Below are 25,743 nucleotides of genomic sequence, written 5' to 3'. Positions count from 1 at the left end.
ACCCTTGGCGCGCGTTCCTGTTTCTGTCAGGTTTGACCCATGTCGTTGCCCCCCGGATTTCTGGATGAACTGCGCACCCGCCTGAGTCTGTCTCAGGTCGTCGGGCGCAAAGTCATTTGGGATCAGCGCAAGTCCAATCAGGGCAAAGGGGACATGTGGGCGCCTTGCCCGTTTCATCACGAAAAGACAGCGTCGTTCCACGTGGATGACCAGAAGGGGTTTTATTACTGCTTTGGTTGCCACGCCAAAGGCGACGCGATCAGCTTTGTAAAAGAGACCGAGAATGTCTCGTTCATCGAGGCGGTGGAAATTCTGGCACGAGAGGCCGGGATGCCCGTACCCGCGCGCGACCCCAAGGCGCAGGAAAAGCAGGATCGCCGGTCGCTGCTGGCTGACGTCATGGAGCAGGCTGTGCAGTTCTTCCGTTTGCAACTGAAGACAGGGGCCGGGGGCGCCGCCCGGGACTACCTCACACGCCGAGGATTGGATGCCCAGGCGCTGGACCGATGGGAAATTGGCTTTGCGCCCGATGGCTGGCAGGCGCTTTGGGACCACCTACGCGGCAAGAATGTGGCTGAGGATCTGATCCTTGGGGCAGGGCTGGCCAAGCCGTCCAACAAGGGCAAAAAGCCTTATGATACGTTCCGCAATCGGATCATGTACCCGATCCGAGACCCGCGCGGGCGCTGCATCGCGTTCGGCGGGCGGGCGATGGACCCCAACGACAATGCGAAATACCTGAATTCGCCCGAAACCGAATTGTTCGACAAGGGCCGCAGTCTTTATAACCACGGCCCTGCACGTCAGGCGGCGGGCAAGGGCCAGCCTCTGATTGTGGCCGAAGGGTATATGGACGTGATCGCCCTGGCCGAAGCCGGGTTCGGGGCGTCGGTCGCTCCGTTGGGGACGGCGATTACTGAGCATCAGTTGCAACTGTTGTGGCGCGTCTCTGATGAGCCGATCATCGCATTGGATGGCGACACCGCGGGTTTGCGTGCCGCGATGCGGGCGGTTGATCTGGCCTTGCCGCTGCTTGAGGCCGGAAAATCGTTGCGCTTTGCCCTGATGCCCGAGGGTAAGGATCCCGACGACCTACTGCGTGCCGAAGGACCGGGGGCCGTTCAGGCGGTGTTGGAAGGCGCGATCCCCATGGTCAAATTGCTGTGGCAGCGTGAGACTGAGGGCAAGGTTTTCGATAGTCCGGAACGCAAGGCCGCACTCGATAAATCGCTGCGGGACAAGATCAAACTGATCCGCGACCCCTCCATCCGGTCGCATTACGGGCAAGAGATCAAGGATCTGCGTTGGCAACTGTTCCGCCCGCAACGCCAGCCGCAAAACCGCCAGTGGCAACCGCGCGGTAAATGGCAACCTCAGAAACAGCCCGCAACGGCTGGTGCGCGTTCATCTTTTCTGGCGTCTTCGGAAAACGCGGACATCCGGATGCGCGAGGCCGCCATTCTGGCCATTGCCATTCTGAACCCAAACGTCGTGATCCAGTTCGAGCATCAGCTTGAAGAGATGGAGTGCCATGATCCCGACCACGCTGCGCTTCGGGCAGCTATTCTGCGGCATGCGATCGACGACCCGGATCACCTTAAAGACCACATTATCGAAACTTTAGGCGGCGAAATCCTTGAAAACCTGCTGGCCCTTCGCCATGTCGCAGTTATCCCCTGTGTGTTCAAACCGGGCGATGTCGAAAAGGCCGAGATGACACTGGCCGAGGAACTCGCAAAGATCAAAGCGCTCCGGGGGTTGGATGCCGAGATTGCCGAAGCTGCCGAAGAATTGTCCGAACTGGCTGACGAAGCGCTGACATATCGGCTGGCTCAGGCCGCCGAAGAGCGTAACCGCACAAGCCGTAGCCAGAACGAAGACAGGGCGGTATTCGACATCGCCGATAACGGCGCGCGAATCAACCGCGACGAGAAAGACGCGTTTCAGGCGATCATGTCTGGCATCAATTTTGAACGGAAACGCCGATAAGTGGTGTTTTCGTAAGGCACTGGAAAAGAAAAACGGGTAAACGGGTGGCCGAATCACTTCAACGCGCTAATGATTCGGTACAAACGAATCACCCATCCCTGCAGGAGCATTGAATGGCCGCCAAGGATACGAACGAAGACCGCAAATCCGACGAGCAGGAACAGGAAATCTCGCTGGACATGAGCCAGGCCCAGGTCAAGAAGATGATCGCCGAGGCTCGCGAGAAAGGTTACATCACCTACGACCAGCTCAATCAGGTTCTGCCGCCTGATCAGGTCAGCTCGGAACAGATCGAAGACGTTATGTCGATGCTGTCCGAAATGGGCATCAACATCATCGAAGATGAAGAGGCCGAAGAGGAAGAGAACAAAGGCTCGACCGAACTGACCACCACCGACAGCAACCGCGAGGTTGCGCTGTCTGGTGCATCTACCGAAAAGCTGGACCGCACTGATGACCCGGTGCGCATGTATCTGCGCGAAATGGGCAGCGTCGAACTGCTGAGCCGCGAAGGCGAAATTGCCATCGCCAAGCGGATCGAAGCAGGCCGTAACACCATGATTGCAGGTCTGTGCGAAAGCCCCTTGACCTTCCAGGCGATCACAATCTGGCACGACGAATTGCTGTCGGAAGACATTCTGTTGCGCGATGTCATTGATCTTGAGGCCACGTTCGGCAACCAGATGGACGAAGACGGTGACGTTGAAGAGCCGGTGGTTGATACCTCGACCGTTCAGGCCGCCAAGCCGGCCAAAGACACCGGACCCGAGTTGGATGCCGATGGTAACCCGCTCAACAACGACGACGATGACGACGACGACGATCAGGCCAACATGTCGCTGGCTGCGATGGAAGCCGCACTGAAAGATCAGGTCCTGACCACACTGGAACGGATTTCGACCGACTTCTCGATGCTGTCGGAAATGCAGGACAGCCGGATATCGGCGACCCTGAACGAAGATGACACGTTCTCTGAAAAAGAAGAGGCGACCTATCAACAACTGCGGTCTGAGATCGTCGAACTGGTGAATGGTCTGCACCTGCATAACAACCGTATCGAAGCGCTTATCGACCAGCTTTACGGCATCAACCGCCGTATCATGTCGCTGGATAGCTCGATGGTGAAATTGGCGGATCAGGCCCGTATCAACCGCCGTGAATTCATTGATGCATATCGCGGGCGCGAACTGGACCCGAACTGGCTGGCCGAGATGGCAGAAAAGCCGGGTCGGGGCTGGCAGATGTTCATCGAACGCTCGACCGCCAAGGTCGAAGAGCTGCGCAACGATATGGCGCAGGTCGGTCAGTATGTCGGACTGGATATCCCTGAATTCCGTCGCATCGTTCAGCAGGTTCAAAAAGGTGAAAAAGAGGCGCGTCAGGCCAAGAAAGAAATGGTTGAAGCCAACCTGCGCCTGGTGATCTCGATTGCCAAAAAGTACACGAACCGTGGCCTGCAATTCCTTGATCTTATTCAGGAAGGTAACATCGGCCTGATGAAGGCGGTGGACAAGTTCGAATACCGCCGCGGCTATAAATTCTCGACCTATGCAACCTGGTGGATCCGGCAGGCGATCACGCGGAGCATCGCGGATCAGGCCCGCACGATCCGTATTCCGGTTCACATGATCGAAACGATCAACAAGCTGGTTCGGACCGGTCGTCAGATGCTGCACGAGATCGGCCGCGAGCCGACGCCGGAAGAATTGGCCGAAAAGCTGCAGATGCCGCTGGAAAAGGTTCGCAAGGTGATGAAGATCGCCAAGGAACCGATCTCACTCGAAACGCCAATTGGCGACGAGGAAGACAGCCAGTTGGGCGATTTCATCGAGGACAAGAATGCCGTTCTGCCGCTGGACAGCGCCATTCAGGAAAACCTCAAGGAGACGACTACACGGGTTCTGGCTTCGCTTACGCCGCGTGAGGAACGGGTTCTGCGGATGCGCTTTGGCATCGGTATGAACACCGACCACACTCTGGAAGAGGTCGGCCAGCAATTCAGTGTGACCCGCGAACGAATTCGTCAGATCGAGGCGAAAGCGTTGCGGAAACTGAAACATCCCAGCCGATCGCGCAAGCTGCGGTCGTTCCTGGATCAGTAATCAAATAAGGCGTCTCACACGAGGCGCCTTTTTCTTATCTGTTCACGCGGTGATCACGCTGGCCGGTACAAACCTCAATTTGGCGAGAATTCACAAGTCAAGCGATCCCATGCCCCCTATTTCTGCATCGTCCACTCATGGGACAGGCCGGGGCGAGGCTGTGCCGCTGATGACCCCCGGCCACCCTTTCTGTGTCACAGATCCAATCGGGATCGGAAGGTGCTGGGCGCCTGACCGGTCCAGCGTTTGAAGGCCGTGGAAAACGCGGGTTGATCCGCATAGCCCAACGAATAAGCGATTTCTGACAAGGGCATCCCGTTGGTGATAAAGGTTTGTGCCAGGTCGCATCTCAGATCTTCGACGATCTCACGATAGGTCGTTCCTTCCTCGTTCAACCGTCTGGCAAATGTACGCGGGCTCATCCCAAGGTTCGAGGCCGCGTCGTCGGCCTGTATGATCGCGCCAGGCATGGACCGGGTGATCAGCCCTTCGACCTGCGCCCTGAGCCTTTGTGTCGGCTGGCTGCTTTCGGCCAGAACCCGATCACCATATGACAAAAGATGCTCGCGAAGAGAGGGGTCATAGGTCGGCACCGGCAGGTCCAAGGAGGATAGAGTCAGCACAATCTCCAACCGTTCTGCACCGAAGGACACAGGAAAGCCCGCCAGTTTCTGGAAGTCTTTGCGGGCTTCGCCCACCTCGTGTTGAAAGCGGATTTCAATTGGGAAAAAATTGGTTTGCGTCAGCGACCTTATGCGGGCGAGGGCCGCGAAAATCAGAAACTCGGTGCGGCGGTGATATCGGGCAAAGCTGGCGTCCTTCCAATCGGCCTCGATCGTGGCAAAGTTGCCGGCGACGCGCAGGCTAAAAAACAGCGCCGGGTCGATCATACCGTGAAAACGCGAAGAGTTTTCAATAACCTGCTTCAGGTCACGCGAGTATTTACTGATATACGCCGTCAGGCTGGAAGAGGAGCTAAAGCCGAGCCCGGCGCTGGCCGAAAAGGTAATGTCATTCAGCGCGTCGCAGGCGTACCGGACAAACAAAGCTTCTTTATGAGCACTGTATGATGTCGCAGGCGGCGCAATGTCGCTGCGGCTGAGACCGGATTTTTCCAGCACACGGTCACCAATCGAAGGGTCTTTTGCCCGGTGATCCAGCGTGTTGGACAACACTTGAATGCGGGCAATATCGACGTCCATGTTCAATCCCGAGTTAGCAAGGCGTTCTCAAATTACGGCCATTTTCCTGCGGACCACAGCATACTTGTCATCTATTCAAATAATAATGGCTGAATTTCGCAAGACTACGGTCACCATCATACATATTTTTCGTGTGCTGTCGGGTCAGACTTTTTGGGGATGAGGTCAGAGCCCAGGAAACTTGTCGCGCAGATGGCCCGAGGCTCCCCGACACATATCAATTCGCGAGGCTGGCCCAGTGTCGCATTGCTCGCAAAGCGCGGGGGTGCGATTGTGCGTCCTAACGGTTTAACGGGCGTAAGCGAAATGACCGAACAGATGAACGCGTTGGTGGGTCAGGATTTCATCGTCTTTGACGGTGAATGTGTTCTGTGTTCAGGGTTTTTTCGGTTCATGGTCGCGCGGGACAAGGCGCAGCGGTTCAAATTCGTCACTGCGCAGTCGCCGTTGGGGCAACGGCTTTACTCCCACCTCGGGTTGCCGACGCGGGATTTTGAAACCAATCTTGTTGTGACCGACGGGGTGGTTCATCAACGGTTGGATGCGTTCGCGGCTGCTATGCGCAAGCTGCCGGGGGGCTGGCGGATCCTTTCGGTCTGCAGGATTCTTCCTAGGATCATCAAAGACCCTTTGTATCGCGTGATTGCAAAAAACCGGTATGCCATCTTCGGGCGTTCGCCGACCTGCATGATCCCGGATAAAGCCCTGCAGGATCGCTTCCTGCTCGAGGGTTTCTGAGTGCAATTTGATCCTTTTGTTCAAGCCTTGCCTGAGGGAACGAAGCTGCCCGAGGCATTACAAGCACTGCATGGCACGAAGGGTTTTTATTCCGGGCGTTGCTCGGTCACGCCGGGCAGGGGGTGGTTGGCCAAAATCGCTTTGCGCTTTGCTGGGATGCCGCTGGCGGGTGGTGATACCCCGGTTAGGCTAAGGGTCGAACAGGAAGGTTCTGCTTGGACTTGGACGCGAGATTTCGATAGTCACGTCACACGATCGCAATTGTCTCTGGACCGGGGCACGGGATGCGTCCTTGAGAAATTCGGACAGGTTTCAATCTGGCTTAGGCCGGTTTTTGCGAACGAGCGGCTAGAGATCCGGATTCTACGCCTCAGCTTTATGCGTTTTCCGTGTCCGAGGATTTTTCTGCCGCACTCGAAAACTGTGGAATGGCAGGATGAAGAAGGGCGGTTTCGGTTTGATGTTTCGGCCCGGATGCCGTTTGTCGGAGATCTGATCCGATATGAGGGTTGGCTCAAGTTCGATCACGAGCTAACCCGCGCGGACTGAATTGATTGTGAACCAGCTTTGCCTGGTAAGAATGTATACTATTTGAGAAATCACCTCGAAACGAATGAGAGTATGATTATGAAAAAGTTCATGACTTTGGCGATTTCAGCCGCAATCTTGTTGAACGTGCCGGTGTCGGCTTCTGCCGCGCCAAACGGGTATCAGACGGTGGCTGTCAACAACAACATGTTCGAAGTGATCCCGCGTGCCCGTCGGGACGTGGACGGGTATTGGTGCGCGGCAGCGGATTTTGCGCGCCGGACATTGGGCGCGGGTTGGCAGCAGCGTATATACGTCGTGCGCGGCTATGGCCCCAGCGAGGCAACAGGCCGCCGCACCGCCGTTCAATTCTCGTTGCAGCAACCGACTAACGTTCCCCAGCAAGCCAGTTCGATCTCGATCGGCTTTCAGGCCGGCGAAAGCATGTCGGTTCAGGGTGCCAACGGCCTCTGCAATGCCGTTCCGATCTTCCGCTGATCCAGGACGTTTCGCCATATGCAGACCGAGTTTATTATTTCGACGAACGGACCAGGGTTGTACGAGTTTACCCGGGACGTGCGCAACTGGCTCAGCTCGGTCTCAGGCGATGGTTTACTGACCTTGTTTGTACGGCATACGTCGTGTTCACTAACCATTCAGGAAAACGCTGATCCAGAAGTGCAAACAGACCTGCACGCCTTTTTTGAGCGTCTGGTGCCGCCGTCAGACAACCCTGCTATGGCCTATCTGCGCCATACCTACGAGGGCCCTGACGACATGCCTGCCCATATCAAGGCGGCTCTTTTGCCTGTTTCGCTGTCTGTTCCCGTGTCCTCAGGGCAACCTGTGTTGGGGACATGGCAGGGTATCTACCTGTTTGAACACCGCACCGCAGCGCATGTGCGAAAGGTCGCGGTGCACTTCGCCTGACCCCTTTATGTTGCGGTGAAAAATTCCGACTACCCAAACCCTAGCGGCTGCCCTATAGTTGTGGATAAGTAAGCCATAGTGCTTACAAAAAGAGGCGGAACCAGGGACGAGGAGACGGCGGATGCGCTGCCCGTTTTGCGGAAATATCGATACTCAGGTCAAAGATTCACGCCCGGCAGAGGATCATGTTGCGATCCGCAGACGCCGGTTCTGCCCCGCTTGCGGTGGACGTTTTACAACATACGAACGTGTTCAGCTGCGTGACCTGGTGGTGATCAAAACCAATGGCAAACGCGAAGACTTTGATCGGGACAAGTTGGAGCGTTCGATCCGCATCTCGATGCAAAAACGCCCGATTGAACCGGACCGGATCGATCAGATGATCTCGGGCATTGTGCGTCGTCTGGAAAGTATGGGCGAGACGGACATCCCATCCAGCAAAATCGGCGAGATCGTCATGGAAGCTCTGGCGCGGATCGACACCGTCGCCTATGTTCGCTTTGCGAGCGTATACAAGAATTTCCAGGCGGCCGATGACTTCGAGGAGTTCGTCCACGAACTGCGCCCGCCGCAGCCTTCGACAGACGATTGAGCGAAACAGATAAGCGATATATGGCATTGGCCCTGTCTTTGGGTCGACGCGGTCAAGGAACCTGTTGGCCCAACCCGGCCGTCGGCTGTGTAATTGTGCGCGACGGGCGTATCGTGGGACGCGGCTGGACCCAGCCGGGTGGCCGTCCGCACGCTGAACCCGTCGCACTGGCGCAGGCAGGTGAGGCAGCCCGTGGTGCAACAGCCTACGTTTCCTTGGAGCCGTGTTCTCATCACGGGAAAACACCCCCTTGTGCCGAGGCTTTGATTGCCGCGGGAGTATCGAGGGTCGTGTCGGCGATCGAGGACAGCGATCCGCGCGTGGCCGGGCAGGGCTTTGCCAAACTTCGCGAAGCAGGGATCGAAGTGACCACCGGCGTGCTTGCTGATCAGGCTGCCCGCGATCACGCAGGGTTCTTCTTGAAGAATGAGCAAGGCCGGCCATTTGTAACGCTCAAACTCGCCAGCAGTTTTGACGGGCGGATTGCTACCGCCACGGGTCACAGCCAGTGGATAACCGGCCCCAAAGCACGGCGAGCCGTGCATGCCATGCGCGCGCGCCATGACGCGGTTATGGTAGGCGCGGGCACTGCGCGCGCCGATGATCCGTCTCTGACTGTGCGGGACCTCGGGGTCGAGACACAGCCGGTTCGAATTGTGGTCTCGCGCCATTTGGACATTCCCTTGATGGGGCAACTGGCGCGCACGGCTGCAGAGATACCCGTATGGCTGTGCCATGGGCCATCCCCGGATGCAGAACGTGCCCGCGCGTGGGAAGGGCTTGGGGCGCAACTGCTGCCTTGTGCACTGGACGATCACCAAATCGACGCCGCGGACCTGTTGCATCAACTGGGCAACGCAGGTCTGACCCGTGTTTTTTGTGAGGGCGGGGCGGCCTTGGCGGCATCTTTGCTTGCTGCAGATCTTGTAGACGAATTGGTTGGGTTTACTGCGGGCCTGACGATCGGCGCCGAAGGGTTGTCAGCCGTCGGCACGCTGGGTCTGGAAAAGCTGGACAACGCGCCGCGATTTGAGCTGATCGAGACTCAGGTCATCGGGCCGGACGTCATGCACCGTTGGTCGCGCGCCCTGCGCTAACGTCGCCAGATATGCGCGTGGGTAGCGAACGCGCCCTGTAGCTTCGACAGCACCCGAACAAACGGACCGCCCGCTGGCGCACTGCCTTCCGACAACCGTTCAACCGCCACTTCAACGGGGCAGGGCTCACCGGTCACTGGGTCCAAATACCGAGGGTAGTCAATCAAGGCCGCGTGGACCAAACCTAAAAGCGTGGGCCGTGCGCCCCTGCGTGCCGGAACAGTTCCCAGATCAGTGGTCAGTCCCCAACCGGCATAGAACGGCGCGCCCAGCGTCGTCACGCGGATGCCGCGCATTAATGCCTCGAACCCTAGCAAAGAGGTCATGGTCCAAACCTCTTGGACCTGTGGCATCAGGGCCGCCGGGTCGCAATTCGTCGCGATGACGTCCGCCAGATTTTCTGCATGCGCACCTCCATCCCGCAATCGCGCTTCGACATCGGGATGTGGCTTGTAGATCAAAATTGCATTCGGGTTCGCCTCGCGCGCGGCGCGCAACAAATCATCATTGGTGCGAACGGTGCTGGTCCCCAATAGGATCGAGGCATCGTCTTCGACTTGTCCAGGCACGAGGATGCGGTGCCCTGCCGGTAATTCAGGTATGCCGCCACCGACGTTGTATTTGGTGATCTGGGCAGACACGATTTGCGCGACCAACTTTTCGGCGCGCAACTCCTGGTCTGGCCGGAGAGTTTCCCGTGCCGCTATTAGTTCTTCCAATTGGCTGGGATGGGTCGGGTCATAGTAAATGCCCTGATTATCCGTCGCGAGTGAAACAGGCGGCACCAGATTTGCGCCCAACCCACGAGACCGGAGAAATCCGTCCTCGACCCGGACGGCGTTCTCTGTTCCCTTGGCTTTGCTTGCCCAGACCATATGTGGGCGGTCCAACTGGGCCGGTTCATCAGTCATAAACCGGACTTTTTTCTGGCGGCCAAACATCTGTTGCAGGTGCTTGCGTTTCCACAGACGCATACCCGAGGCGGTCCATCCCTTGTGATCCTGCCGCCAGGCGCGGGTCTTAGCCTCAAGCGTATCCAGGGCGGTTTCCAACTCGCACAGCTGGTCCCGATATGGATCGTACCAGGTCGGGTAGAGGATCATCGCCGTAGCGAACAATTGTGCGCGCGTCAGGTTGCGTTGGCGGCGCGGCAGATGCGCTTCATCCTGCGTTAGCCCCCAACCCGCATAGAAAGGCTGGCCAAACACACGCGGTTTGTGCCCGGCCAAAATCGCCTCGAACCCCATCTGGGAGGACAATGTGTAAACGCCGACGGCACCTTCCAGCAAAGCCCATGGGCTGACGGGCGTGCTGATGATCGATACGCGATCGGATTGGTCAGCCTCGGTGAAGTAGCCTGAACGATGCCCCGCGATAGTGTCGGGATGTGTTTTGATCAGGACTTTGGCACCGGGGTTCTCTTCCTGCGCCATGACCAGCATCTCGCGAAACCGGGCGTTATCCCCAGCGCTGGCGGTCACTGCGGCGTCGTCGCGGACCTGATCAACAACCAGCACATAGCCTGGTTCGGGGGGCGGAACAGTCAGATCAAAGGCCGAGTATTTGCTAAGGTGCAGCTCTCGCATCCGTTCGATCCCACCACGCGCCCGGTTCAGCAGGGCGGTGTCGTCCAGCGGATGGGTGGCCAACAGCGTTTCCAGATCGGACGGCCCGGCTGCGTCGAAATGCAAACCCGACCGATCAAGCAACAGGCCAAGAGGCGGCTCTCCACTGCGGCCGGGATGCAAAGACCGAAGAAAGGCGTCTTCTACGCGCAAAATGGGGGCGTTCTTGCGAGCCGCGACTGCAAGGCCACGATGGGCCGTCGGGCTATTGCCCCAGACCGCAACGACGTCGCCTTCTTTGGGCAGGCCAATCCGGATGTCGTAGCCGGATAAGGACAATAGGCGACGAATTTGGCGGGATGCTAGGAAACCACCATTGTAGACAAGCAGCCGGGTGCGACCAGACCCGGCTGTTGTTTCCAGCGACATCAATTGCCTGTTAGTGTTGCGACATTGGCCAGCGGTGTCAGGCCACCGGAGATCAGAGAGATTGACTTTGTCCACTGCGCATAAGGGGCCTCGGTCACATAGATAGTATCGTCATCGCGGATGACGAAGTCCCGTGCAATGAACAGCCCGTTGGGGGCTGTCAGGTTCAACAGGTAGATCATACGTTGATCGCCTTGCAGGTCTGGGCGCCCCATCACCGAGCGTGCAACGTCCTGACGTTCCCGGCGCAGAATGAATATCCCTGTTGGGTCCGAGGACAGTGACAGAAGGCCGCCGACTTGCGCCAAAGCTTCAAGCGCTGAAAGATCCTGTGTGTCAAACGCAACGCGGGACTGGCCACCGGTTGCACCAAGCGCAATGTATGACCGGTTGTCCGCCTCGACCAGAATGCGGTCGTCGCCGCGCAGGGCTACATCCAGCTTGGGATTGCTGAACACGTCATCGTACCAAACAGTCCCCTTTTGGTCGCCCCGGATCAGTGTCACAAGTGCAATGTCAGCGCCTTGAACTACGCCACCGGCCTGCGACAGCATGCCGGATAAAGTGCGCGTCGGAAGCTCGATGGGATAGACCCCCGGTGCCGCGATACTTCCTGTCAGCACAACAGTTGCTCCATTCCCTGCAGCCCGACGAACCTCAACCTGAGGGTCGGGCGTTTGATCTTGCAGCTTTTCGGTGATCACCCGACGGAGTTGTTCAGGTGTGTTTCCCGACGCGCGCACACGCCCTGCATAGGGCACAAAAATGAAGCCTTCGGCATCAACCTGTACTTCATTTAATGAGGTTGATGACCCGACCTCGCCCGACAGCAAACCGTCATCGACATTTTCCCAGATCGTTAATCCCAGCACGTCACCCGGGCGCACGATATCCGCTGTCAGGTTTTGGGCGCTTGTGAAGGAAGACGAAAATCCGAACTGAGGAACTGCGGATGTTGCCCGTGCAACCCGGTCATCCACCTCAACGACGAAAGCGTTGCCGCCGTTTTCTACCGAACCGGCCAAAATCTCGGATTTGTTCGGGCCTGATTTGGGAAGCTGGCACGCGGCCAGAACACCACAAGCAGCCAGAAGGGCGGCTGTTCGCACCCAGCGAATTGGAAAGCACTGCACTGCCGATTATCCTCAGTCGTCTTTTGTTTGCGTAAACTTAGCTTGTTCGGGGTTCAACATCCAGCACCAAGCCATGTGCTTTAGTCGACGAGTTTTAACTGTGGCGTCGACGCCTCGTTGTCGGATAACACGGACTGGTAGGGATCATGCGCCTGCAACATCATATCGGCGGCGCGGCGCAGCAATTGTCGCCGTCCACGCCGCGAATAAAAACCACCCGGTAACTGACTGGTTTTCAGAAGAAATTGCCGATAAATCCGATATGCATCGTGGTCCGGGGCGTCAGGGTTGGCAAAGAACTCGGCCAAGGGTTGCTGTGACACAAATTCGGGTTTGTCGTACACGGACTTTCCGAAACTGCGCAGCGGGATCCCGCGCCACAGAACTTGTTGGCCCGCCGTTGAATTGATCGTAACGGCAGTGTTTGCGTCATCCAACAGTCGGGCAAGCTTGCCACCGGGAACATAGTGTACGCGATCCGCTACGTTATGAGCACGAGCTATTTCGCGCGCCCGGTGGCGCAGCGGCTCACGGTGGTTTTCCAGCGGATGTTCCTTCAGCACCAGAAGGTGATGGGCCGGAGCCCCTTCGGCGAAACCAGATATAACATGCTCCAGAAAGTCCGACATGCAGTCATAGTCGGAATGCGCCTGCACCGAACTGTCATGGCCCAGTTGCAAGAGAGCCAGATGATAGGGGGCGCCGCTTTTCTGAACGCGGGTGGTGGCCCAACGCCGCCTGATCCTGTGGAATGGCATCAGCGCAAGTCGTTTGAAGTACAGGCGGAACTCTTTTGACACCGACAATTCCCGGTGTGTTTTGAAGTTGGAGTACCTCTGGTTCAGGAACAGAACAAACCAGTGATAAAGCGCGCCATAGAATATGTGCTGCCGCATATCGCCCCAATGGGACGGTGGCGGTGGAACTGGTGCCTCGGACTGGTCAAGCGCATCTTGCATCTGCGCGACGTCCAAAGACATCAACCGTGAGTGTCCATTTGATCCGCTCCGTTCGTAAGTGACCCACCATGGGCGCAGATACCCCTCTTCGAAAACATGGACAGTCACATCCATCTCGCGCGCAACATCCACAGCATTGGCATGAACCGGACGGGTGTCGCCGTATAGAACGATATCTGTGACCGACTTTGACCGGATCAGTTCCCGAAGGGTTTCGGGCCATTGCTCGGAATTGTCCAAAAACGGGATGTAGGTGCTGCGGTCAAACCAGAATGCCTGATCGCCGGCATTGAACCCCACGCGCAGAACATCGGCTCCGGCAACGCGCAGGGCGCGTGCGAGTGCGCTGAAAAACGGGCCATGTGGTCCCTGCAAAAACAGGAATACGCGGCGATGCGAGCGCGTGGTGAGTGGGTGCATCCTTGCTGCTCTTTTCGTTTGGTGCCAAAATAATGCCTGTTTACATCAATCTGGGCAAGGCGGGGCTTGCCCGCAGCCTTTCTTGGGCTTACCTCGGCGGTGACAGATACGCACAGGTTGTAAGCTAAGGGTAAAGGCAATGTTCACAGGGATCGTCACCGATATCGGAAAAGTTACCGAGCTTGACCAGCAGGGGGATCTACGCGCCCGGATCAAAACGGGCTACGATACCACGAGTATTGACATCGGCGCATCGATCGCCAGTGACGGTGTCTGCCTGACCGTGATCGCCCTTGGGGACGATTGGTATGATGTGCAGATCAGCGCCGAGACGGTGTCGAAAACCAATCTGGACAGTTGGCAAGTTGGCAAGCGCGTGAACCTGGAACGCGCCCTCAAAGTGGGTGACGAACTGGGCGGGCACATCGTATCGGGTCATGTTGACGGCGTGGCCGAGGTTGTTGCCCTGCAGGACGAAGGCGACAGCACCCGTGTGACATTGCGAGCGCCAAAGGAACTGGCTCGCTTTATCGCCCCAAAGGGTTCGGTCGCTTTGAATGGCACATCGCTGACGGTCAATGACGTGAATGACTGCGATTTCGGGATCAATTTCATTCCGCACACCAAAGAAGTGACAACCTGGGGCGATGTCTCGGTCGGCGATCGGGTGAACCTCGAGATTGACACCTTGGCGCGTTACGTGGCCCGTTTGGCCGAGATGTCCTGAACCGCCAGTCTCGACGCCGCGTTCTGGCGGTGTAAAGCCGCAAGCGCTCTGGTCTTTGAGCGCTTGGTGGTCTATCCAGCCGTCCAGACATGCTCTTGTGAAAGGCTGCCCCATGAGCTTTGAAACCCCCGGTCCTGTCGAGGCCAAGTTGCGCGACGCGATCAGCCCGATCGAAGATATCATCGAAGAGGCGCGCAAAGGCCGGATGTATATCCTGGTCGATCATGAAGACCGCGAGAACGAGGGTGATCTGGTTATCGCAGCTGAATTCGCGGATGCCGAGGCGATCAACTTTATGGCCACCCACGGGCGAGGGTTGATCTGCCTGCCGATGACCGCGGAACGCGTCGACGCCCTGGGCTTGCCGATGATGGCTGTGAACAACTCGTCCCGTCACGAAACCGCATTTACCGTGTCCATCGAAGCGCGTGAGGGTGTGTCCACCGGGATTTCAGCCGGTGACCGCGCGCTGACCGTGGCGACTGCGATCAACGAACAGAACACGATGGCCCATATTGCGACACCGGGCCATGTCTTTCCACTGCGCGCCAAGCGGGGCGGGGTGCTGGTGCGCGCCGGCCATACCGAGGCGGCTGTCGACATCTCTCGGCTGGCTGGGTTGAATCCATCAGGTGTGATCTGCGAGATCATGAAGCCCGACGGCACCATGGCCCGCCTGCCTGATCTGGTTGCGTTTGCCAAGGAACATGACATGAAGATCGGCACGATCAGTGATCTGATCACGTATCGGTCGCGAAACGACAATCTGGTCGTTGAAACTTCACGCAAGACGGTGACATCGGAATACGGCGGCGAATGGGAAATGCGTCTGTTCACGGATCAAACCCATGGCATCGAGCATGTGGTCATGGTCAAAGGCGACATCACCACACCCGAGCCGGTTTTGACCCGAACCCATGCGCTGCATGAAGCGCCCGATGTTCTGGGGCTGGGGCCAAAATCGCCACAGGAATTGCCCCGGGCGATGGAAAAGATTGCAACCGAAGGGCGCGGCGTGGTTTGCCTGTTCCGCGAACCGCGCAATTCGCTTTATGCAACCGATGACGAAGGTCCGCGCACCATTAAGCAAACCGGTCTGGGGGCGCAGATCCTGTCCAAGATGGGCATTCAAGAATTGGTGTTGCTGACCGATACACCGGAAACGAAGTATCTGGGGCTCGACGCGTTTGGCATCTCCATCGTTGGCACCCGTTCTATTCTCAAGGATGATTGATCGTGGCTGAACAAGACAAACACGGCGTCTTGCCGACACCGACCTTCGACAAACCGGTAAAACTGCTGATTGTGGTCGCGCCGTTCTATCGTGCCATTGCAGATAATCTGGTTGCGGGCGCAAAGGCCGAGATCGAAGCGGCAGGCGGCACGTGCGATGTGGTCGAGGTGCCCGGAGCGCTGGAGATTCCCACCGCAATCGCAATGGCAGATCGTCAGTGCAACTATGATGGCTATGTTGCACTGGGTTGTGTCATTCGCGGCGAGACCACGCATTATGAAACCGTGTGCAACGATTCCAGCCGGGCAATCCAGTTGATGGGCCTGCAGGGTCTTCTTATCGGCAACGGTATCCTGACGGTCGAAAATGATGATCAGGCCGAGGTGCGCGCAAATCCGGAAAAGATGAATAAAGGTGGTGGCGCAGCTGCTGCGGCCTTGCATCTGCTTGCACTCAGCCGTAAGTGGGGCTCTTCCCAAAAGGGCGTCGGTTTCAAGCCGCCGTCCGAGTCCATCCTTGTGGCGGGCGACAGCAACGGACCCACGACAGTATGACCCAGACAGACGCGCCGAAACCGGCCAACCAGAAACGCCTGATGAAATCTGCCGCCCGGCTTTATGCCGTGCAGGCGTTGTTCCAGATGGAACAGTCAGGCCAAACGACCGAACAGGTTGTGAACGAGTTTCTGGATCACCGGTTTGGCGCTGTCTATGAGGGCGAGGAAATGCTGGACGGCGATATCTCGGTCTTTCGAAAGCTGGTCGAGGATGCGGTGAACTATCAGGCTCCGATTGACCAGATGACCGACCGTGCGCTGGTGGCCAAATGGCCGATTGCGCGGATTGACCCGACGCTTCGCGCAGTGTTCCGCGCAGCCGGGGCCGAACTGACCCAAAGCAACACACCGCCCAAAGTGGTCATCACCGAATTCGTAGATGTGGCGCGCGCGTTCTTCCCGGAAGGAAAAGAGCCGAAATTCGTCAATGCGGTTTTGGATCACATGGCCCGCGAAGCGCAGCCCGAGGCGTTCTGAGCCATACCATCAGACAGAACGAATAAGGCGCAGCCACAAATTGGGCTGCGCCTGAACGCTAAAAATACACTTGTTCAAAACAAGTCTTCGGCCTCCACCACTCACAGTTTTATCCCAAGACACCAACACTTTATCTGAAGGTTAACCGCCCGCCAGCTATCGATTCCGATAGCCCGGCGGGTTTATCAGCCCCAACTGCATCGCCCGGACCAAGGCCGACTCGCGGGTCGGAGCCCGCAATTTGTCCCGCGCATTTTTCAGGTGCGTGTGCACGGTTACTTCCGACAGGTCCAACAATTCGGCTATTCTGTCGTTTCGGTGCCCGAGAGCCAAGAGGTTCAAGACTTGCAGCTCTCGCGGCGTCAGGTCCGGGGCGGTCGGAGCAATGCTGGCGATGTCGTAGACGCGGCCGTGATTGCTGGGGATATCTGATCCCAGGTTGGTGGCCAGCACCGTGGCCAGCACACGCATTTCGCGTTGCCGCTCTGTCATCTGAACCTGGGCGTCCGGTTGATCCGATGACAGAACCACCAGCTTGGCCTCGTTGTCGGGGCAGGGCACCACCAGAGAGTAAAGGTGAATATATCCGGCCTTTTCCAGATCGTGGTTCAGGCCCAGCGCTTTGGTGGAATGGCCATCCGCCGACCTGAGGCTTGCGGCCTGCACGTAAAGGCTTTCCTTGCCATTTTGAACCTGTGCCAGCATGGGGTCCGCTTCGGCATAGCCCTGGCTGTCATAGCGGTTCAGCCAACCTTTGGACATCGAGCTGCGCACCCAATGAATAGCGCCAGTCTCGGGCGTAAAGCACAGCATGTTCAGGGCGTTGAACCCGATCTCAGTCAGACGGTCTAACGTGAACTCCCACCGTTCCTGATCATCATGGCGCAATGACAGCTCTTCGAGAAGATCAAGCGTGAACAGGCTGAGGGCATTCATTGAAACTCCGAATACAGTGTCGCACCCCTTGGGGTCGCAGTTTACTCATCCTGAGCATGCGCTATCATTACGGTATCAGACAAGGAGCTTTGTGATGCCCAAACTGATCCGCCTCTACATCACGCAAGTTGCATGGGGATTTGTCATCTCGGCGGTGTTTGTCGGGGTGCTGCTGGCGCTGAATGTTGCCAACCTGCGTGGCCTGATATTCGGTTCCGAGATTGGGCTGGTCGCTTTGGCAATGATCTGGTTCATGAACGGTATCGTTTTCGCTGGTGTTCAATTTGCCTATGCGATTATGAGCATGGCGGAAAAGCCAAAAGGCCCGCGGGGCGGTACGCCCATTGCTGCCGAATTTGAGCCAGTCCGCGTGGCTGCGGACAAAAACTAATCTAACCTGCCTGAAAATTCACAGAAACTCACCAACCGGGTATAAGGTAAGTCTATGTGGCGGGACCGCCAGTCAACCGTGCGGTGTGATTCCCGAGGACCTGTATGTACAGGTGGGCGCCAGGTAATCAGGCCAGGACCTGAACAGAGCCAGCCCCCTCGGAATTGCTTAAGGCCACCAGAATGCTACCAATCACAAGTAGGGCAGAACCCGCCACGGGCCTAAGTAGGGTGTGCGGCGGGTTTGCGCAAGGGGTCAGGCCTCAACAGGTTCGTGCAAGGCTGTGCGCATTTTGGCGAAATGTTCATCCCAGCCGCTATCAAGCGACAGGATCAGACCAAAGGCTTCTGCGCTTTGCGGAAGGCCTTCATGCACCAGGCCCAACCGGGTGCCCCCGGGGACAGCATCAAGCGTCCATTTGACTACACTGACGGCATCTCCGAGGGGTTTGATAGTAAATGTGTATTCCAGATACTCCGGCGGACGTGCAGCGCGAACCTCTCCCCAGATTAGTAGGTCGCCACTGGTGGTTCCAAACATCTCGAGCTTTTGACCGGCGGCCAGCGGGCGTTCGGGTTTGTGGAACCACTCTGCCAATCGCTCGGGTTCGGTCAGATACGCCCAGACAGTTTCCGGTTCGGCCCGCAGGAAAATCGTCTTTTGCAGAACTGTTTCCGTCATTTTTCTTTCCTTTCAATAGCTTTTTTTAGATTATTCAAGCGGTTATCCCAGAACTGATCAAAATAGCTGAACCAGTCGAGGATGGGGGCCATTCCCTTCGGCTCCAGCCGGTTTATGCGTTCCCGCCCGCGCGGTTCGACTGTGATTAGGCCGCCATCGGACAGTACCGTCAGGTGCTTCTTGACGGCGGCCCGGGTCATATCGAACCGGTCCGTAAGCTGACCGATTGTCATGTCTTGAGACGCGAGTATCTGCACAATCTCCCTGCGTGTCGGGTCAGCAAGGGCACGAAATGCGTTTTGGGTTTGAGTCTGCATTTGTCTCACCAATCGTGATACCATTTGGTATCGTAATATATGAAGTACCATATGGTATCATGTCAAGCCTCATTGCGACGCTTGATTTTTGTTCACGAATTGTTCACATTTCACTTATGACACTGGATTTACAGCCTGGACAAAAACTTGCTCGCGGAGTTTCGCGCCACTTATTGACGCATGGCTTTGTATCTGTTGAGGAATTTGTCCCCACGCGCGGCCTTCGTGTTGATGTCATGGGACTTGGCCCCAAGGGGGAACTGTGGGTGATCGAGTGCAAATCCAGCCGGGCCGATTATATGACGGATTCCAAATGGCAGGGATATCTGGACTGGTGTGATCGCTTTTTCTGGGCCGTGGATACTGATTTCCCGACCGATCTGCTGCCCGAGGAAACTGGCCTGATCATCGCGGATGCCTATGACGCCGAAATCATCCGGATGGCCCCGGAAGATAAGCTGGCATCGGCGCGGCGTAAGAAGATGATACAGAAGTTCGCAACAGACACGGCCCGCAGATTGCAGGCATTGCGTGATCCAAGAATTTGAACGTTCAGTCTTTTACAATCCGGGCAGCTTGCACGGCGGCGAGGATTTCCTCGGCAATTTCTTCCGCTTCTTCAGGCTCGAAGTCCATCGGGATCTCGATGCCGTCGGCCTCGATGAACAGGCGCACCATGCCGTGGTCGGTCGGGCCGATCTGAAGGTTTGCCTGAATGTCACGTTCGGTGTTGATGCCCATTTGCGCCTCCGGGACTGAGCGTTCGTGCTAGCGCGCAAAGGGTTGAGAATCAAGCCGCCTTTGAGGTCAGGTGAGGTATGGATGATATTCTTATCAGAGCTTTCCGCCCAGATGATGCGCCCTGGTTGGTCGAACAACATGGCCGTCTTTATCAACGGGACGAGGGGTTTGACGACACTTTCGCGCCTCTCGTTGAACGGATTCTGGCGGATTTCGTCTTGTACCACGATCCAGCGCGCGAGCGGGGCTGGATCGCGGAATGGAATGGCGCGCGGCTCGGCAGTATCTTTTGCGTCGCACTGGACGGTCACACCGCAAAACTGAGGTTGTTTCTGCTGATGCCAGAGGCCCGCGGGCAGGGCTTGGGGAGGCGCATGCTGGACACAAGCATGGAGTTCGCACGTAGCGCTGGATACCGCGAAATGGCCCTATGGACCCATGAAAGCCATCGGGCGGCCTGCAGGCTTTACAGGGCGTCCGGATGGCAATTGACCAGCAGCAAAAAAGTTCATTCCTTTGGCCGCGATCTTGTCGAACAAAGCTGGGAAATTCGTCTTTAATCCTCTTGCATTCCGGGTGCGTGTTCGGTACATCGCCCCACACAAGTGCCGCCTTAGCTCAGTTGGTTAGAGCGCTGGATTGTGGATCCAGAGGTCCCCTGTTCAAGCCAGGGAGGCGGTACCACTTCTCTCCAAGTGCAGATTGTTTTCGACACCGCGCCACGGGTCATTTGAGTCAAAAAAAACCGGACTTAAAGCAAGTCCGGGTTTCGTATGGTGTGTTGGCCTGACTTAACGTGCCAGGTTCAGACGGAGCTTTATCTTGGCCTTTCTGGCTGCCGGAAGGTGGCGGTTCAGCCGTTTATTGATCAGCCCGAATACTCCGACCACCACCAGCGTCAGCAGGATGAAGTAGAAGGCCAGGATCGGGTAGGGGATGAACGGGTTGAACGTCTTGTCGGCAAAATAGCTGGCGTAGTACAGCGCGTCGCCGCGTTGTTGCCAGGCGGGAAAGGCCGAAAAGAAGACGAGCGTGGTCGCGTGAAACAGAAAGATTGCTTCGTTCGTGTAGGCAGGCCATGCCAGACGCAACATGGTTGGCCAGATGATCCGGCGGAACCGCGACCAGCCCGACATGCCATAGGCATCGGCGGCCTCGATATCGCCCTTTGGGATCGAGCGCAGCGCGCCATAGAAGATCTCACCGGTATAGGCGGCGGTGTTCAGGAACAGAACGATCAGCGCCCCCAGCCATGCTGATGTCAGGGCGTCGAACATGGGATAGGACTTCTTCAGCGACAGGAAGAAGAAATAGGCAAAGAAGAACTGGATGAACAGTGGTGAACCGCGGAAGATAAAGATGAACCACTCGGATGGTTTGCGCAGCCATGTGTTGCTGGACGCTTTGCCCAGAGCGACCGCTGTCGCCAGAAAGAACCCGGTGACCAGTGCCATGATACCGAAGTAGATATTCCAGATCATGCCCGAGCCGATCAGGGTGAACTGTTCGCACAGGGTAAAGTCGTTGCGCGGCAGAAGCCGCTCACCAAGGCCGAGGGATCGCAGGCTGTAGTCCTGAATGGTTTGGATACAACTCATGCGGTGGTCTCCTTGCGCAGAAGCTCTCCGCCAGATGTGGCCTGACCGTGGGACAGGCGGCGCATCAGTTTTTCAAGCCCGATTTCCGAGACACGGGTCATGCCGAGGTAGAAGATCAGCAAAGCCAGGAAATACCACATGCGCCAATCGCCATGTGGATATTGAGTGAATTTCGAGGTCTTTGTTCCGCCCAATTCGCGGGCCCAATAGACGATGTCCTCGATGCCCAGCAGAAACAGCAGTGGCGTGGCTTTGATCAGCACCATCCACAGGTTCGACAGACCGGGAAGGGCATAAACCCACATTTGCGGCACCAGAATGCGCCAGAATGTCTGGCTGGGGGTCAGACCATATGCGGCGGCTGTTTCCAGCTGCGCATGGGGCACCGCCCGCATGCCGCCGAACAGCACATTGGCCGCAAAAGCTCCGAAAACGATCGAGAAGGTAATGACCGCAAGGAAGAAACCGTAGGTTTCATGCACAAACTCCGGAGCCGTGCTGAGCGGAAGTTTTGCAGCCTGACAGACGATGAAGTCGTTGCCCTGGCGGATCGGATCCGTCCAGTCTGGGCACAGGATCTTGTGGCGCGTCCATTCAAAGGCCTGATCAAGGGCGATCACGAAGAACATGAAGAAGGCGATATCCGGCACGCCGCGAACGATTGCGATATAACCTTTGCCCAGCCAGCTGACGGGCGGGATATGCGAACGGGCTGCCATCGCTCCGACGAACCCGAACCCCAACGCCACAGGCGCCGTGACGGCCAGCAACAGCAGGACCTTCAGGAACGACAGGTAGAACGACCAGTGTACGCCGTTGGTCAGATAGCAGGAAAACCAGCGGAACGTGCCCAGCGTATCGGGATCAGAGCAAAACGAGAAAATGGCGGGCCTCTTGAGGTGCTAAGGCTCAGGGGCTGCGCGCCCCGGCAGTCGGGGCGCACGACCTGGTTCAAATCAGAAGGTCGAGGACACTTCCCACTTGGTGATCAGCTCGTTCAGGCTGCCGTCGTCCTTCATGGACTGAATGGCAGTGTTGAGCTTTTCTTTCAGATCACCGTCCGACTCACGCACGCCGAGGCCGACACCACCGCCCAGCGGGACATCTTCGGCAACAAAGCGCAGGTCTGCGTCTTCATCAGCGATAGGTGCCAGGAACGACTTGTCGGCCAATACGGCGTCAGCTTCGCCATTACGCACGGCTGCGATGGTTTCCTCGGGGCTGGCGAACTCGACCAGAGTTGCACCGGACTCGGCAATGTAACCGGCCTGAATGGTACCGGTCTGCGCCGCAATCACGCCATTCGCGACGTCAACGTCGTCAGAGGTCGCTACATAAGCCGACGGATCCGGCGGCGTGTAGTTCTGGGTGAAGTCAATTACCTCGTCACGCTCGTCGGTGATCGACATGCCCGCGATGATGACGTCATAGTTGCCCGACACGAGGTTCGGAATGATCGAATCCCAGTCGTTCTTGACCCATTCGCATTCCAGATTTGCGCGTTTGCACAGCTCATCGCCCAGCTCACGCTCGAAACCGTCAATTTCGCCGGCGTCATTGATGAAGTTCCACGGAGGGTAGGCGCCCTCGGTGCCCATGCGGACCGTATCGGCCATGGCCATACCAGCGCTCAGCGCCAGTGCTGCTGTGGTCAGAATCAGGTTTTTCATTGTTACTCCCCTATTTGGTTCTGTCCTGAATTTATGCCGCCATGGTGGCGGATAGAAAACCCTGAAGTCGCGCGGATTCAGGGGTCGTAAAGATGTCTTCCGGCAGGCCTTCTTCTTCGATGAGGCCTTGATGCAGGAACACAACATGGCTTGAGATATCAGCGGCCATTTTCATGTCATGTGTTACGATAATCATGGTGCGGCCCTCAGAGGCCAGATCCTTGATCACCTTGATGACTTCCTGCTCCAGTTCGGGATCCAGGGCCGATGTGGGTTCATCGAACAACAGGGCCTGGGGCTCCATGCACAGGCCACGTGCAATAGCGGCGCGCTGCTGCTGTCCACCTGACAATTGCGCCGGGTATGCGTCGCACTTGTCGCCGATGCCGACCTTTTCCAGATACTTTCGGGCACTGTCCTCAACCTCGGCCTTGTCGCGGCCCATGACCGTAACAGGGGCCTCCATCACGTTTTGCAGGATGGTCATATGGGCCCATAAGTTGAACTGCTGAAACACCATCGACAGGTTCGTGCGAATACGCAGGACCTGTTTCGGATCGGCCGGACGGCGGCTATGCGCATTGCCAGCCCAGCGGACCGGTTCGCCTTTGAACAGGATCTCACCTTCTTGGCTGTCTTCCAACAGGTTACAGCAACGCAACAGCGTCGATTTGCCGGAACCTGACGAGCCGATCAATGAGACGACATCACCGCGCCTGGCGGTGATATCCACCCCTTTCAATACCTCAAGATTGCCAAAGCTCTTGTGTAGGTTCTTGATCTCGATGACCGGAGTGGAATCTGTCACGGGTGGTCCAGTTGTTATTGGTGTTGGTGCGGTACTAGGGCTGAAATTTCAGAGCAATGCAATGCGCAAATGACACGGAACGGGCCTTAAACTGTCAAATTGACCAGATGCTCTGACCAAAGTGGTCACAGATCGAGCAATTTGGCAGCCTCGGCGGACGGGTCGGGAACAGCAAGATATTGTTCGGCCGGGATGTCGATCAGACCATGCAAGTGCAGCGTCTTTCGGTCAGCGGGCGACAAATCATTGATGGCCGCGCGAACTGCCTTGGCAATCCGGGGCGCATCCTGGCCGTTGGCCGTGATGTAGGGCAGGGCCGGCGAAGGTTCTGTTGCTGTGACCTCGCGAAGCTCAGCGCCCAAATTCGAATGTTCCTTCAGCAATTCCCATGTTAGCGCATCCAGCGCAGCATAGTCCGCACGGCCTTCCGAAACAGCGCTTGCCGATAGCGCGTGACCGCCCGTTTCCAGTACGGAACTTGGAAGGCGGCTGTGCCGTGACAGATGGACCATGGGCGCCGCCCAACCAGACTGCGAAAGCGCCTCGTTATAGGCAAAGGTGCCTTTGGCTAGCTGATCCAGATTGCGGGCATCGTCTTTTCGGGCCACGATGACAGATCGGTAGTAGCCCGGCGGGCATCCGGCCAAACCGTAGTCCGGAGTGCCAACGAGCTGAACATTCTCATGCAACCGGGTCCGGAACGGCATGCCGCATGTTTGGGAAAAAACAAGGTCGGGGCTGTTCCAGACGTCCCAAACGTCGGCGCCTCGTGTCAGATGTGTAGGGCCAAAACCTATACCCGCCCGAATCAACGACCAAAACCGGTCATTGACCGGTTGCAGTGCGGGCATGTCATACATGCCCAGCGTGGCAATCACGATTTGGCTGCCTTTTGCCGGGCCAGGGCAGAGTCGACATCGCTGACACCCAACAGGCTGACCACCAGTCGCAGCAGCGAATCTTCTTCGCCGGTCCGATGCCCATCGGCCAGCGCCACCGACCACATCGCCTGAACCACGGCCAAACGGTCTTCGTAGGCGACGGCCTCTTTGATCGCGCGGGTAAAGCGGACGGTATCGGGGGCTTCGGCTTCAAGATCCTCGGCGCGGGCGCGCAGGGCTGCGGCCTCAAAAGGTGACAAGCCATAGCGTTCTGCCGATATCCGGTCGATTCGTGCCATTTCACTGTCGGCGTAGTCGTTGTCGGATCTGGCGATGCGCACCAGAAGAGCCGTCAGGGCCAATCGGGCGTCACTATCTGCAAGCGGGTCAGGCTGAGGCTGCGTGAGTCGGGAGAGAAAATCGCTGAACATGAAACCGATATAAAAGCGGACTACTTCTGTTCCAAGCGCGATTGTACTCGTTCATGCGCTTCTTGGCTGTCTTTAAAGCTCAGGCCCATCGCGATGCGGGCCTCTTCGACGATCTTCATTTCGCCTTCATCTGAATTCCCGTCGGCCAGAACAACCTCCCACAAAGCGTCCAGCGCGGCCAGACGCTCCTGCAGATCAGTCGTCTCGCGGATCAACTTGCCGAATGTATCGGTGTCTGGCGCGGCTGCGTGCAGTTTCTCGCATGTGGCACGGACTTTGGCGGCCTCGATCGCGTTGTGCTGATAAAGCCGTGCAAGAATGCGATCAATCAGGCTGATTTCTTCCAGTTTGTAGTCACGATCCGCCTGCGCCACGCGCACCATCAAAGCGCCCAAAGCCAGTTCGGCATCGGGATCGGGCAAATGGTCGTGCTGTGGCGGACGAAACGCCTGAAGGAATTTTTTTAACATACCGCGAGGTTATTCCATATTTTGTGGGCCGCCAAGCGTTGACTACCCGTCATAGCCGTGAATGGCCACAACTTAGCCGGTATCCGCTTCTGTGGTTGCCGCCCGGGATGCAAGAGATAAAAGTTAGTTACAGACGTGATC

The 25,743-nt window shown here is 57.2% G+C and carries 30 protein-coding genes and 1 tRNA gene; 16 read left to right on the top strand and 15 right to left on the bottom strand.

The window, feature by feature from the left end:
- Positions 1-39 precede the first annotated feature (39 nt).
- Together dnaG and rpoD are read left to right on the top strand one after the other, a co-directional pair.
- Entirely contained in the window at positions 40-1,989 is a 1,950-nt protein-coding gene (gene dnaG / locus GOW16_RS00155) for a DNA primase (protein WP_170409092.1), read from the top strand.
- 113 nt (positions 1,990-2,102) lie between these two features.
- Positions 2,103-4,091, top strand: a complete 1,989-nt coding sequence (rpoD, locus tag GOW16_RS00150) for an RNA polymerase sigma factor RpoD (protein WP_170409090.1) — start codon at positions 2,103-2,105, stop codon at positions 4,089-4,091.
- A gap of 194 nt (positions 4,092-4,285) precedes the next feature.
- On the opposite strand, the gene GOW16_RS00145 is transcribed toward rpoD, so the two are convergent.
- The gene (locus GOW16_RS00145; RefSeq protein ID WP_170409089.1) at positions 4,286-5,293 is read right to left on the bottom strand and encodes a helix-turn-helix domain-containing protein; all 1,008 of its coding nucleotides are present in this window, start codon (positions 5,291-5,293) and stop codon (positions 4,286-4,288) included.
- Between the two features lie 306 nt (positions 5,294-5,599).
- Here GOW16_RS00145 and GOW16_RS00140 point away from each other — a divergent pair, with 306 nt between their 5' ends.
- The 6 genes from GOW16_RS00140 to ribD all read left to right on the top strand — a co-directional run bounded on the left by GOW16_RS00140 (position 5,600) and on the right by ribD (position 9,178).
- Positions 5,600-6,031 (top strand): thiol-disulfide oxidoreductase DCC family protein, encoded by a 432-nt coding sequence (locus GOW16_RS00140; RefSeq protein ID WP_254429648.1) that lies wholly within the window; start codon positions 5,600-5,602, stop codon positions 6,029-6,031.
- Positions 6,032-6,580, top strand: a complete 549-nt coding sequence (locus tag GOW16_RS00135) for a DUF4166 domain-containing protein (RefSeq protein WP_170409087.1) — start codon at positions 6,032-6,034, stop codon at positions 6,578-6,580. It abuts the gene before it with no gap.
- 78 nt (positions 6,581-6,658) lie between these two features.
- The gene (locus GOW16_RS00130) at positions 6,659-7,057 is read left to right on the top strand and encodes a hypothetical protein (protein ID WP_170409085.1); all 399 of its coding nucleotides are present in this window, start codon (positions 6,659-6,661) and stop codon (positions 7,055-7,057) included.
- Between the two features lie 18 nt (positions 7,058-7,075).
- Positions 7,076-7,489: a secondary thiamine-phosphate synthase enzyme YjbQ gene (locus GOW16_RS00125; protein ID WP_170409083.1), complete on the top strand. Its 414-nt coding sequence runs from the start codon at positions 7,076-7,078 to the stop codon at positions 7,487-7,489.
- A gap of 121 nt (positions 7,490-7,610) precedes the next feature.
- On the top strand, positions 7,611-8,081 hold the full coding sequence (gene nrdR / locus GOW16_RS00120) for a transcriptional regulator NrdR (protein ID WP_170409082.1): 471 nt from the start codon (positions 7,611-7,613) through the stop codon (positions 8,079-8,081).
- Positions 8,078-9,178 (top strand): bifunctional diaminohydroxyphosphoribosylaminopyrimidine deaminase/5-amino-6-(5-phosphoribosylamino)uracil reductase RibD, encoded by a 1,101-nt coding sequence (gene ribD, locus GOW16_RS00115; protein ID WP_170409080.1) that lies wholly within the window; start codon positions 8,078-8,080, stop codon positions 9,176-9,178. Before nrdR ends, ribD begins: the two co-directional genes overlap by 4 nt.
- Here ribD and GOW16_RS00110 read toward each other — a convergent pair.
- The 3 genes from GOW16_RS00110 to GOW16_RS00100 form a co-directional block, all read right to left on the bottom strand.
- Complete coding sequence (locus tag GOW16_RS00110) at positions 9,175-11,172, bottom strand: capsular polysaccharide biosynthesis protein (RefSeq protein ID WP_170409078.1); 1,998 nt, start codon at positions 11,170-11,172, stop codon at positions 9,175-9,177. The two genes, ribD and GOW16_RS00110, sit on opposite strands and share 4 nt — an antisense overlap.
- On the bottom strand, positions 11,172-12,305 hold the full coding sequence (locus tag GOW16_RS00105; RefSeq protein ID WP_170409076.1) for a polysaccharide biosynthesis/export family protein: 1,134 nt from the start codon (positions 12,303-12,305) through the stop codon (positions 11,172-11,174). The genes GOW16_RS00110 and GOW16_RS00105 overlap by 1 nt, the downstream gene beginning before the upstream one ends.
- An 80-nt stretch (positions 12,306-12,385) precedes the next feature.
- The gene (locus tag GOW16_RS00100) at positions 12,386-13,684 is read right to left on the bottom strand and encodes a capsule biosynthesis protein (protein WP_170409071.1); all 1,299 of its coding nucleotides are present in this window, start codon (positions 13,682-13,684) and stop codon (positions 12,386-12,388) included.
- A gap of 139 nt (positions 13,685-13,823) precedes the next feature.
- Between GOW16_RS00100 and GOW16_RS00095 the strand changes: the two genes are divergently transcribed.
- The 4 genes from GOW16_RS00095 (at position 13,824) to nusB (ending at position 16,678) form a co-directional block, all read left to right on the top strand.
- Positions 13,824-14,411, top strand: a complete 588-nt coding sequence (locus GOW16_RS00095) for a riboflavin synthase (RefSeq protein ID WP_170409065.1) — start codon at positions 13,824-13,826, stop codon at positions 14,409-14,411.
- A gap of 112 nt (positions 14,412-14,523) precedes the next feature.
- On the top strand, positions 14,524-15,645 hold the full coding sequence (gene ribB / locus GOW16_RS00090; RefSeq protein ID WP_170409063.1) for a 3,4-dihydroxy-2-butanone-4-phosphate synthase: 1,122 nt from the start codon (positions 14,524-14,526) through the stop codon (positions 15,643-15,645).
- Between the two features lie 2 nt (positions 15,646-15,647).
- Positions 15,648-16,199, top strand: coding sequence for a 6,7-dimethyl-8-ribityllumazine synthase (locus GOW16_RS00085; RefSeq protein ID WP_170409061.1), 552 nt, complete (start codon positions 15,648-15,650; stop codon positions 16,197-16,199).
- Positions 16,196-16,678 carry a transcription antitermination factor NusB gene (gene nusB, locus GOW16_RS00080; RefSeq protein WP_170409059.1) on the top strand — a complete coding sequence of 161 codons (483 nt, stop codon included), beginning with the start codon at positions 16,196-16,198 and terminating at the stop codon, positions 16,676-16,678. Before GOW16_RS00085 ends, nusB begins: the two co-directional genes overlap by 4 nt.
- Positions 16,679-16,834: 156 nt before the next feature.
- Here the strand turns inward: nusB and GOW16_RS00075 are convergent, their stop codons facing one another.
- Positions 16,835-17,614, bottom strand: a complete 780-nt coding sequence (locus GOW16_RS00075; RefSeq protein ID WP_170409057.1) for a helix-turn-helix transcriptional regulator — start codon at positions 17,612-17,614, stop codon at positions 16,835-16,837.
- Between the two features lie 94 nt (positions 17,615-17,708).
- Between GOW16_RS00075 and GOW16_RS00070 the strand changes: the two genes are divergently transcribed.
- Positions 17,709-18,005, top strand: a complete 297-nt coding sequence (locus GOW16_RS00070; protein ID WP_170409055.1) for a hypothetical protein — start codon at positions 17,709-17,711, stop codon at positions 18,003-18,005.
- 255 nt (positions 18,006-18,260) lie between these two features.
- On the opposite strand, the gene GOW16_RS00065 is transcribed toward GOW16_RS00070, so the two are convergent.
- A complete protein-coding gene (locus GOW16_RS00065) occupies positions 18,261-18,686 on the bottom strand; it encodes an SRPBCC family protein (protein ID WP_170409053.1) in 426 nt (141 codons plus the stop codon).
- On the bottom strand, positions 18,683-19,003 hold the full coding sequence (locus tag GOW16_RS00060) for an ArsR/SmtB family transcription factor (protein ID WP_170409051.1): 321 nt from the start codon (positions 19,001-19,003) through the stop codon (positions 18,683-18,685). Before GOW16_RS00060 ends, GOW16_RS00065 begins: the two co-directional genes overlap by 4 nt.
- A gap of 116 nt (positions 19,004-19,119) precedes the next feature.
- Here GOW16_RS00060 and GOW16_RS00055 point away from each other — a divergent pair, with 116 nt between their 5' ends.
- Positions 19,120-19,551, top strand: coding sequence for an MmcB family DNA repair protein (locus GOW16_RS00055; protein WP_170409049.1), 432 nt, complete (start codon positions 19,120-19,122; stop codon positions 19,549-19,551).
- 4 nt (positions 19,552-19,555) lie between these two features.
- Here GOW16_RS00055 and GOW16_RS00050 read toward each other — a convergent pair whose 3' ends face one another.
- Positions 19,556-19,744: a DUF6324 family protein gene (locus GOW16_RS00050; protein ID WP_170409048.1), complete on the bottom strand. Its 189-nt coding sequence runs from the start codon at positions 19,742-19,744 to the stop codon at positions 19,556-19,558.
- 77 nt (positions 19,745-19,821) lie between these two features.
- Here GOW16_RS00050 and GOW16_RS00045 point away from each other — a divergent pair, with 77 nt between their 5' ends.
- On the top strand, positions 19,822-20,304 hold the full coding sequence (locus GOW16_RS00045) for a GNAT family N-acetyltransferase (protein ID WP_170409046.1): 483 nt from the start codon (positions 19,822-19,824) through the stop codon (positions 20,302-20,304).
- A gap of 47 nt (positions 20,305-20,351) precedes the next feature.
- A tRNA-His gene (locus GOW16_RS00040) sits at positions 20,352-20,428 on the top strand.
- 107 nt (positions 20,429-20,535) lie between these two features.
- Here the strand turns inward: GOW16_RS00040 and GOW16_RS00035 are convergent.
- The 7 genes from GOW16_RS00035 to GOW16_RS00005 form a co-directional block, all read right to left on the bottom strand.
- The gene (locus GOW16_RS00035; protein WP_170409044.1) at positions 20,536-21,342 is read right to left on the bottom strand and encodes an ABC transporter permease; all 807 of its coding nucleotides are present in this window, start codon (positions 21,340-21,342) and stop codon (positions 20,536-20,538) included.
- Positions 21,339-22,226 carry an ABC transporter permease gene (locus tag GOW16_RS00030; protein ID WP_170410457.1) on the bottom strand — a complete coding sequence of 296 codons (888 nt, stop codon included), beginning with the start codon at positions 22,224-22,226 and terminating at the stop codon, positions 21,339-21,341. Before GOW16_RS00030 ends, GOW16_RS00035 begins: the two co-directional genes overlap by 4 nt.
- Positions 22,227-22,298: 72 nt before the next feature.
- A complete protein-coding gene (locus GOW16_RS00025; RefSeq protein ID WP_170409042.1) occupies positions 22,299-23,012 on the bottom strand; it encodes a transporter substrate-binding domain-containing protein in 714 nt (237 codons plus the stop codon).
- A 31-nt stretch (positions 23,013-23,043) separates the two neighbouring features.
- Positions 23,044-23,820 carry an ABC transporter ATP-binding protein gene (locus GOW16_RS00020; protein ID WP_170409039.1) on the bottom strand — a complete coding sequence of 259 codons (777 nt, stop codon included), beginning with the start codon at positions 23,818-23,820 and terminating at the stop codon, positions 23,044-23,046.
- 125 nt (positions 23,821-23,945) lie between these two features.
- Positions 23,946-24,698, bottom strand: coding sequence for a phosphate/phosphite/phosphonate ABC transporter substrate-binding protein (locus GOW16_RS00015; protein ID WP_170409030.1), 753 nt, complete (start codon positions 24,696-24,698; stop codon positions 23,946-23,948).
- Positions 24,695-25,132 (bottom strand): TerB family tellurite resistance protein, encoded by a 438-nt coding sequence (locus GOW16_RS00010; RefSeq protein WP_170409028.1) that lies wholly within the window; start codon positions 25,130-25,132, stop codon positions 24,695-24,697. Before GOW16_RS00010 ends, GOW16_RS00015 begins: the two co-directional genes overlap by 4 nt.
- A 20-nt stretch (positions 25,133-25,152) precedes the next feature.
- Positions 25,153-25,602: a TerB family tellurite resistance protein gene (locus tag GOW16_RS00005; protein ID WP_170409026.1), complete on the bottom strand. Its 450-nt coding sequence runs from the start codon at positions 25,600-25,602 to the stop codon at positions 25,153-25,155.
- Positions 25,603-25,743 lie beyond the last annotated feature (141 nt).

Origin of the sequence: Ruegeria atlantica, from assembly GCF_013033965.1 — a bacterium.
GTDB lineage: Bacteria > Pseudomonadota > Alphaproteobacteria > Rhodobacterales > Rhodobacteraceae > Ruegeria > Ruegeria atlantica_D.
The sequence above is the reverse complement of the archived record's forward strand: the minus strand, read 5'-3'. Positions and strand labels throughout refer to the sequence as shown.

Excerpts from the sequence above, each read along its gene's own strand:
- dnaG (WP_170409092.1), top strand. The coding sequence starts at position 40 with ATGTCGTTGCCCCCCGGATTTCTGGATGAACTGCGCACCCGCCTGAGT.
- rpoD (WP_170409090.1), top strand. The coding sequence starts at position 2,103 with ATGGCCGCCAAGGATACGAACGAAGACCGCAAATCCGACGAGCAGGAA.
- GOW16_RS00145 (WP_170409089.1), bottom strand. The coding sequence starts at position 5,293 with ATGGACGTCGATATTGCCCGCATTCAAGTGTTGTCCAACACGCTGGAT.
- GOW16_RS00140 (WP_254429648.1), top strand. The coding sequence starts at position 5,600 with ATGACCGAACAGATGAACGCGTTGGTGGGTCAGGATTTCATCGTCTTT.
- GOW16_RS00130 (WP_170409085.1), top strand. The coding sequence starts at position 6,659 with ATGAAAAAGTTCATGACTTTGGCGATTTCAGCCGCAATCTTGTTGAAC.
- GOW16_RS00125 (WP_170409083.1), top strand. The coding sequence starts at position 7,076 with ATGCAGACCGAGTTTATTATTTCGACGAACGGACCAGGGTTGTACGAG.
- nrdR (WP_170409082.1), top strand. The coding sequence starts at position 7,611 with ATGCGCTGCCCGTTTTGCGGAAATATCGATACTCAGGTCAAAGATTCA.
- GOW16_RS00110 (WP_170409078.1), bottom strand. The coding sequence starts at position 11,172 with ATGTCGCTGGAAACAACAGCCGGGTCTGGTCGCACCCGGCTGCTTGTC.
- GOW16_RS00100 (WP_170409071.1), bottom strand. The coding sequence starts at position 13,684 with ATGCACCCACTCACCACGCGCTCGCATCGCCGCGTATTCCTGTTTTTG.
- GOW16_RS00095 (WP_170409065.1), top strand. The coding sequence starts at position 13,824 with ATGTTCACAGGGATCGTCACCGATATCGGAAAAGTTACCGAGCTTGAC.
- ribB (WP_170409063.1), top strand. The coding sequence starts at position 14,524 with ATGAGCTTTGAAACCCCCGGTCCTGTCGAGGCCAAGTTGCGCGACGCG.
- nusB (WP_170409059.1), top strand. The coding sequence starts at position 16,196 with ATGACCCAGACAGACGCGCCGAAACCGGCCAACCAGAAACGCCTGATG.
- GOW16_RS00075 (WP_170409057.1), bottom strand. The coding sequence starts at position 17,614 with ATGAATGCCCTCAGCCTGTTCACGCTTGATCTTCTCGAAGAGCTGTCA.
- GOW16_RS00070 (WP_170409055.1), top strand. The coding sequence starts at position 17,709 with ATGCCCAAACTGATCCGCCTCTACATCACGCAAGTTGCATGGGGATTT.
- GOW16_RS00065 (WP_170409053.1), bottom strand. The coding sequence starts at position 18,686 with ATGACGGAAACAGTTCTGCAAAAGACGATTTTCCTGCGGGCCGAACCG.
- GOW16_RS00060 (WP_170409051.1), bottom strand. The coding sequence starts at position 19,003 with ATGCAGACTCAAACCCAAAACGCATTTCGTGCCCTTGCTGACCCGACA.
- GOW16_RS00055 (WP_170409049.1), top strand. The coding sequence starts at position 19,120 with ATGACACTGGATTTACAGCCTGGACAAAAACTTGCTCGCGGAGTTTCG.
- GOW16_RS00050 (WP_170409048.1), bottom strand. The coding sequence starts at position 19,744 with ATGGGCATCAACACCGAACGTGACATTCAGGCAAACCTTCAGATCGGC.
- GOW16_RS00045 (WP_170409046.1), top strand. The coding sequence starts at position 19,822 with ATGGATGATATTCTTATCAGAGCTTTCCGCCCAGATGATGCGCCCTGG.
- GOW16_RS00035 (WP_170409044.1), bottom strand. The coding sequence starts at position 21,342 with ATGAGTTGTATCCAAACCATTCAGGACTACAGCCTGCGATCCCTCGGC.
- GOW16_RS00025 (WP_170409042.1), bottom strand. The coding sequence starts at position 23,012 with ATGAAAAACCTGATTCTGACCACAGCAGCACTGGCGCTGAGCGCTGGT.
- GOW16_RS00010 (WP_170409028.1), bottom strand. The coding sequence starts at position 25,132 with ATGTTCAGCGATTTTCTCTCCCGACTCACGCAGCCTCAGCCTGACCCG.
- GOW16_RS00005 (WP_170409026.1), bottom strand. The coding sequence starts at position 25,602 with ATGTTAAAAAAATTCCTTCAGGCGTTTCGTCCGCCACAGCACGACCAT.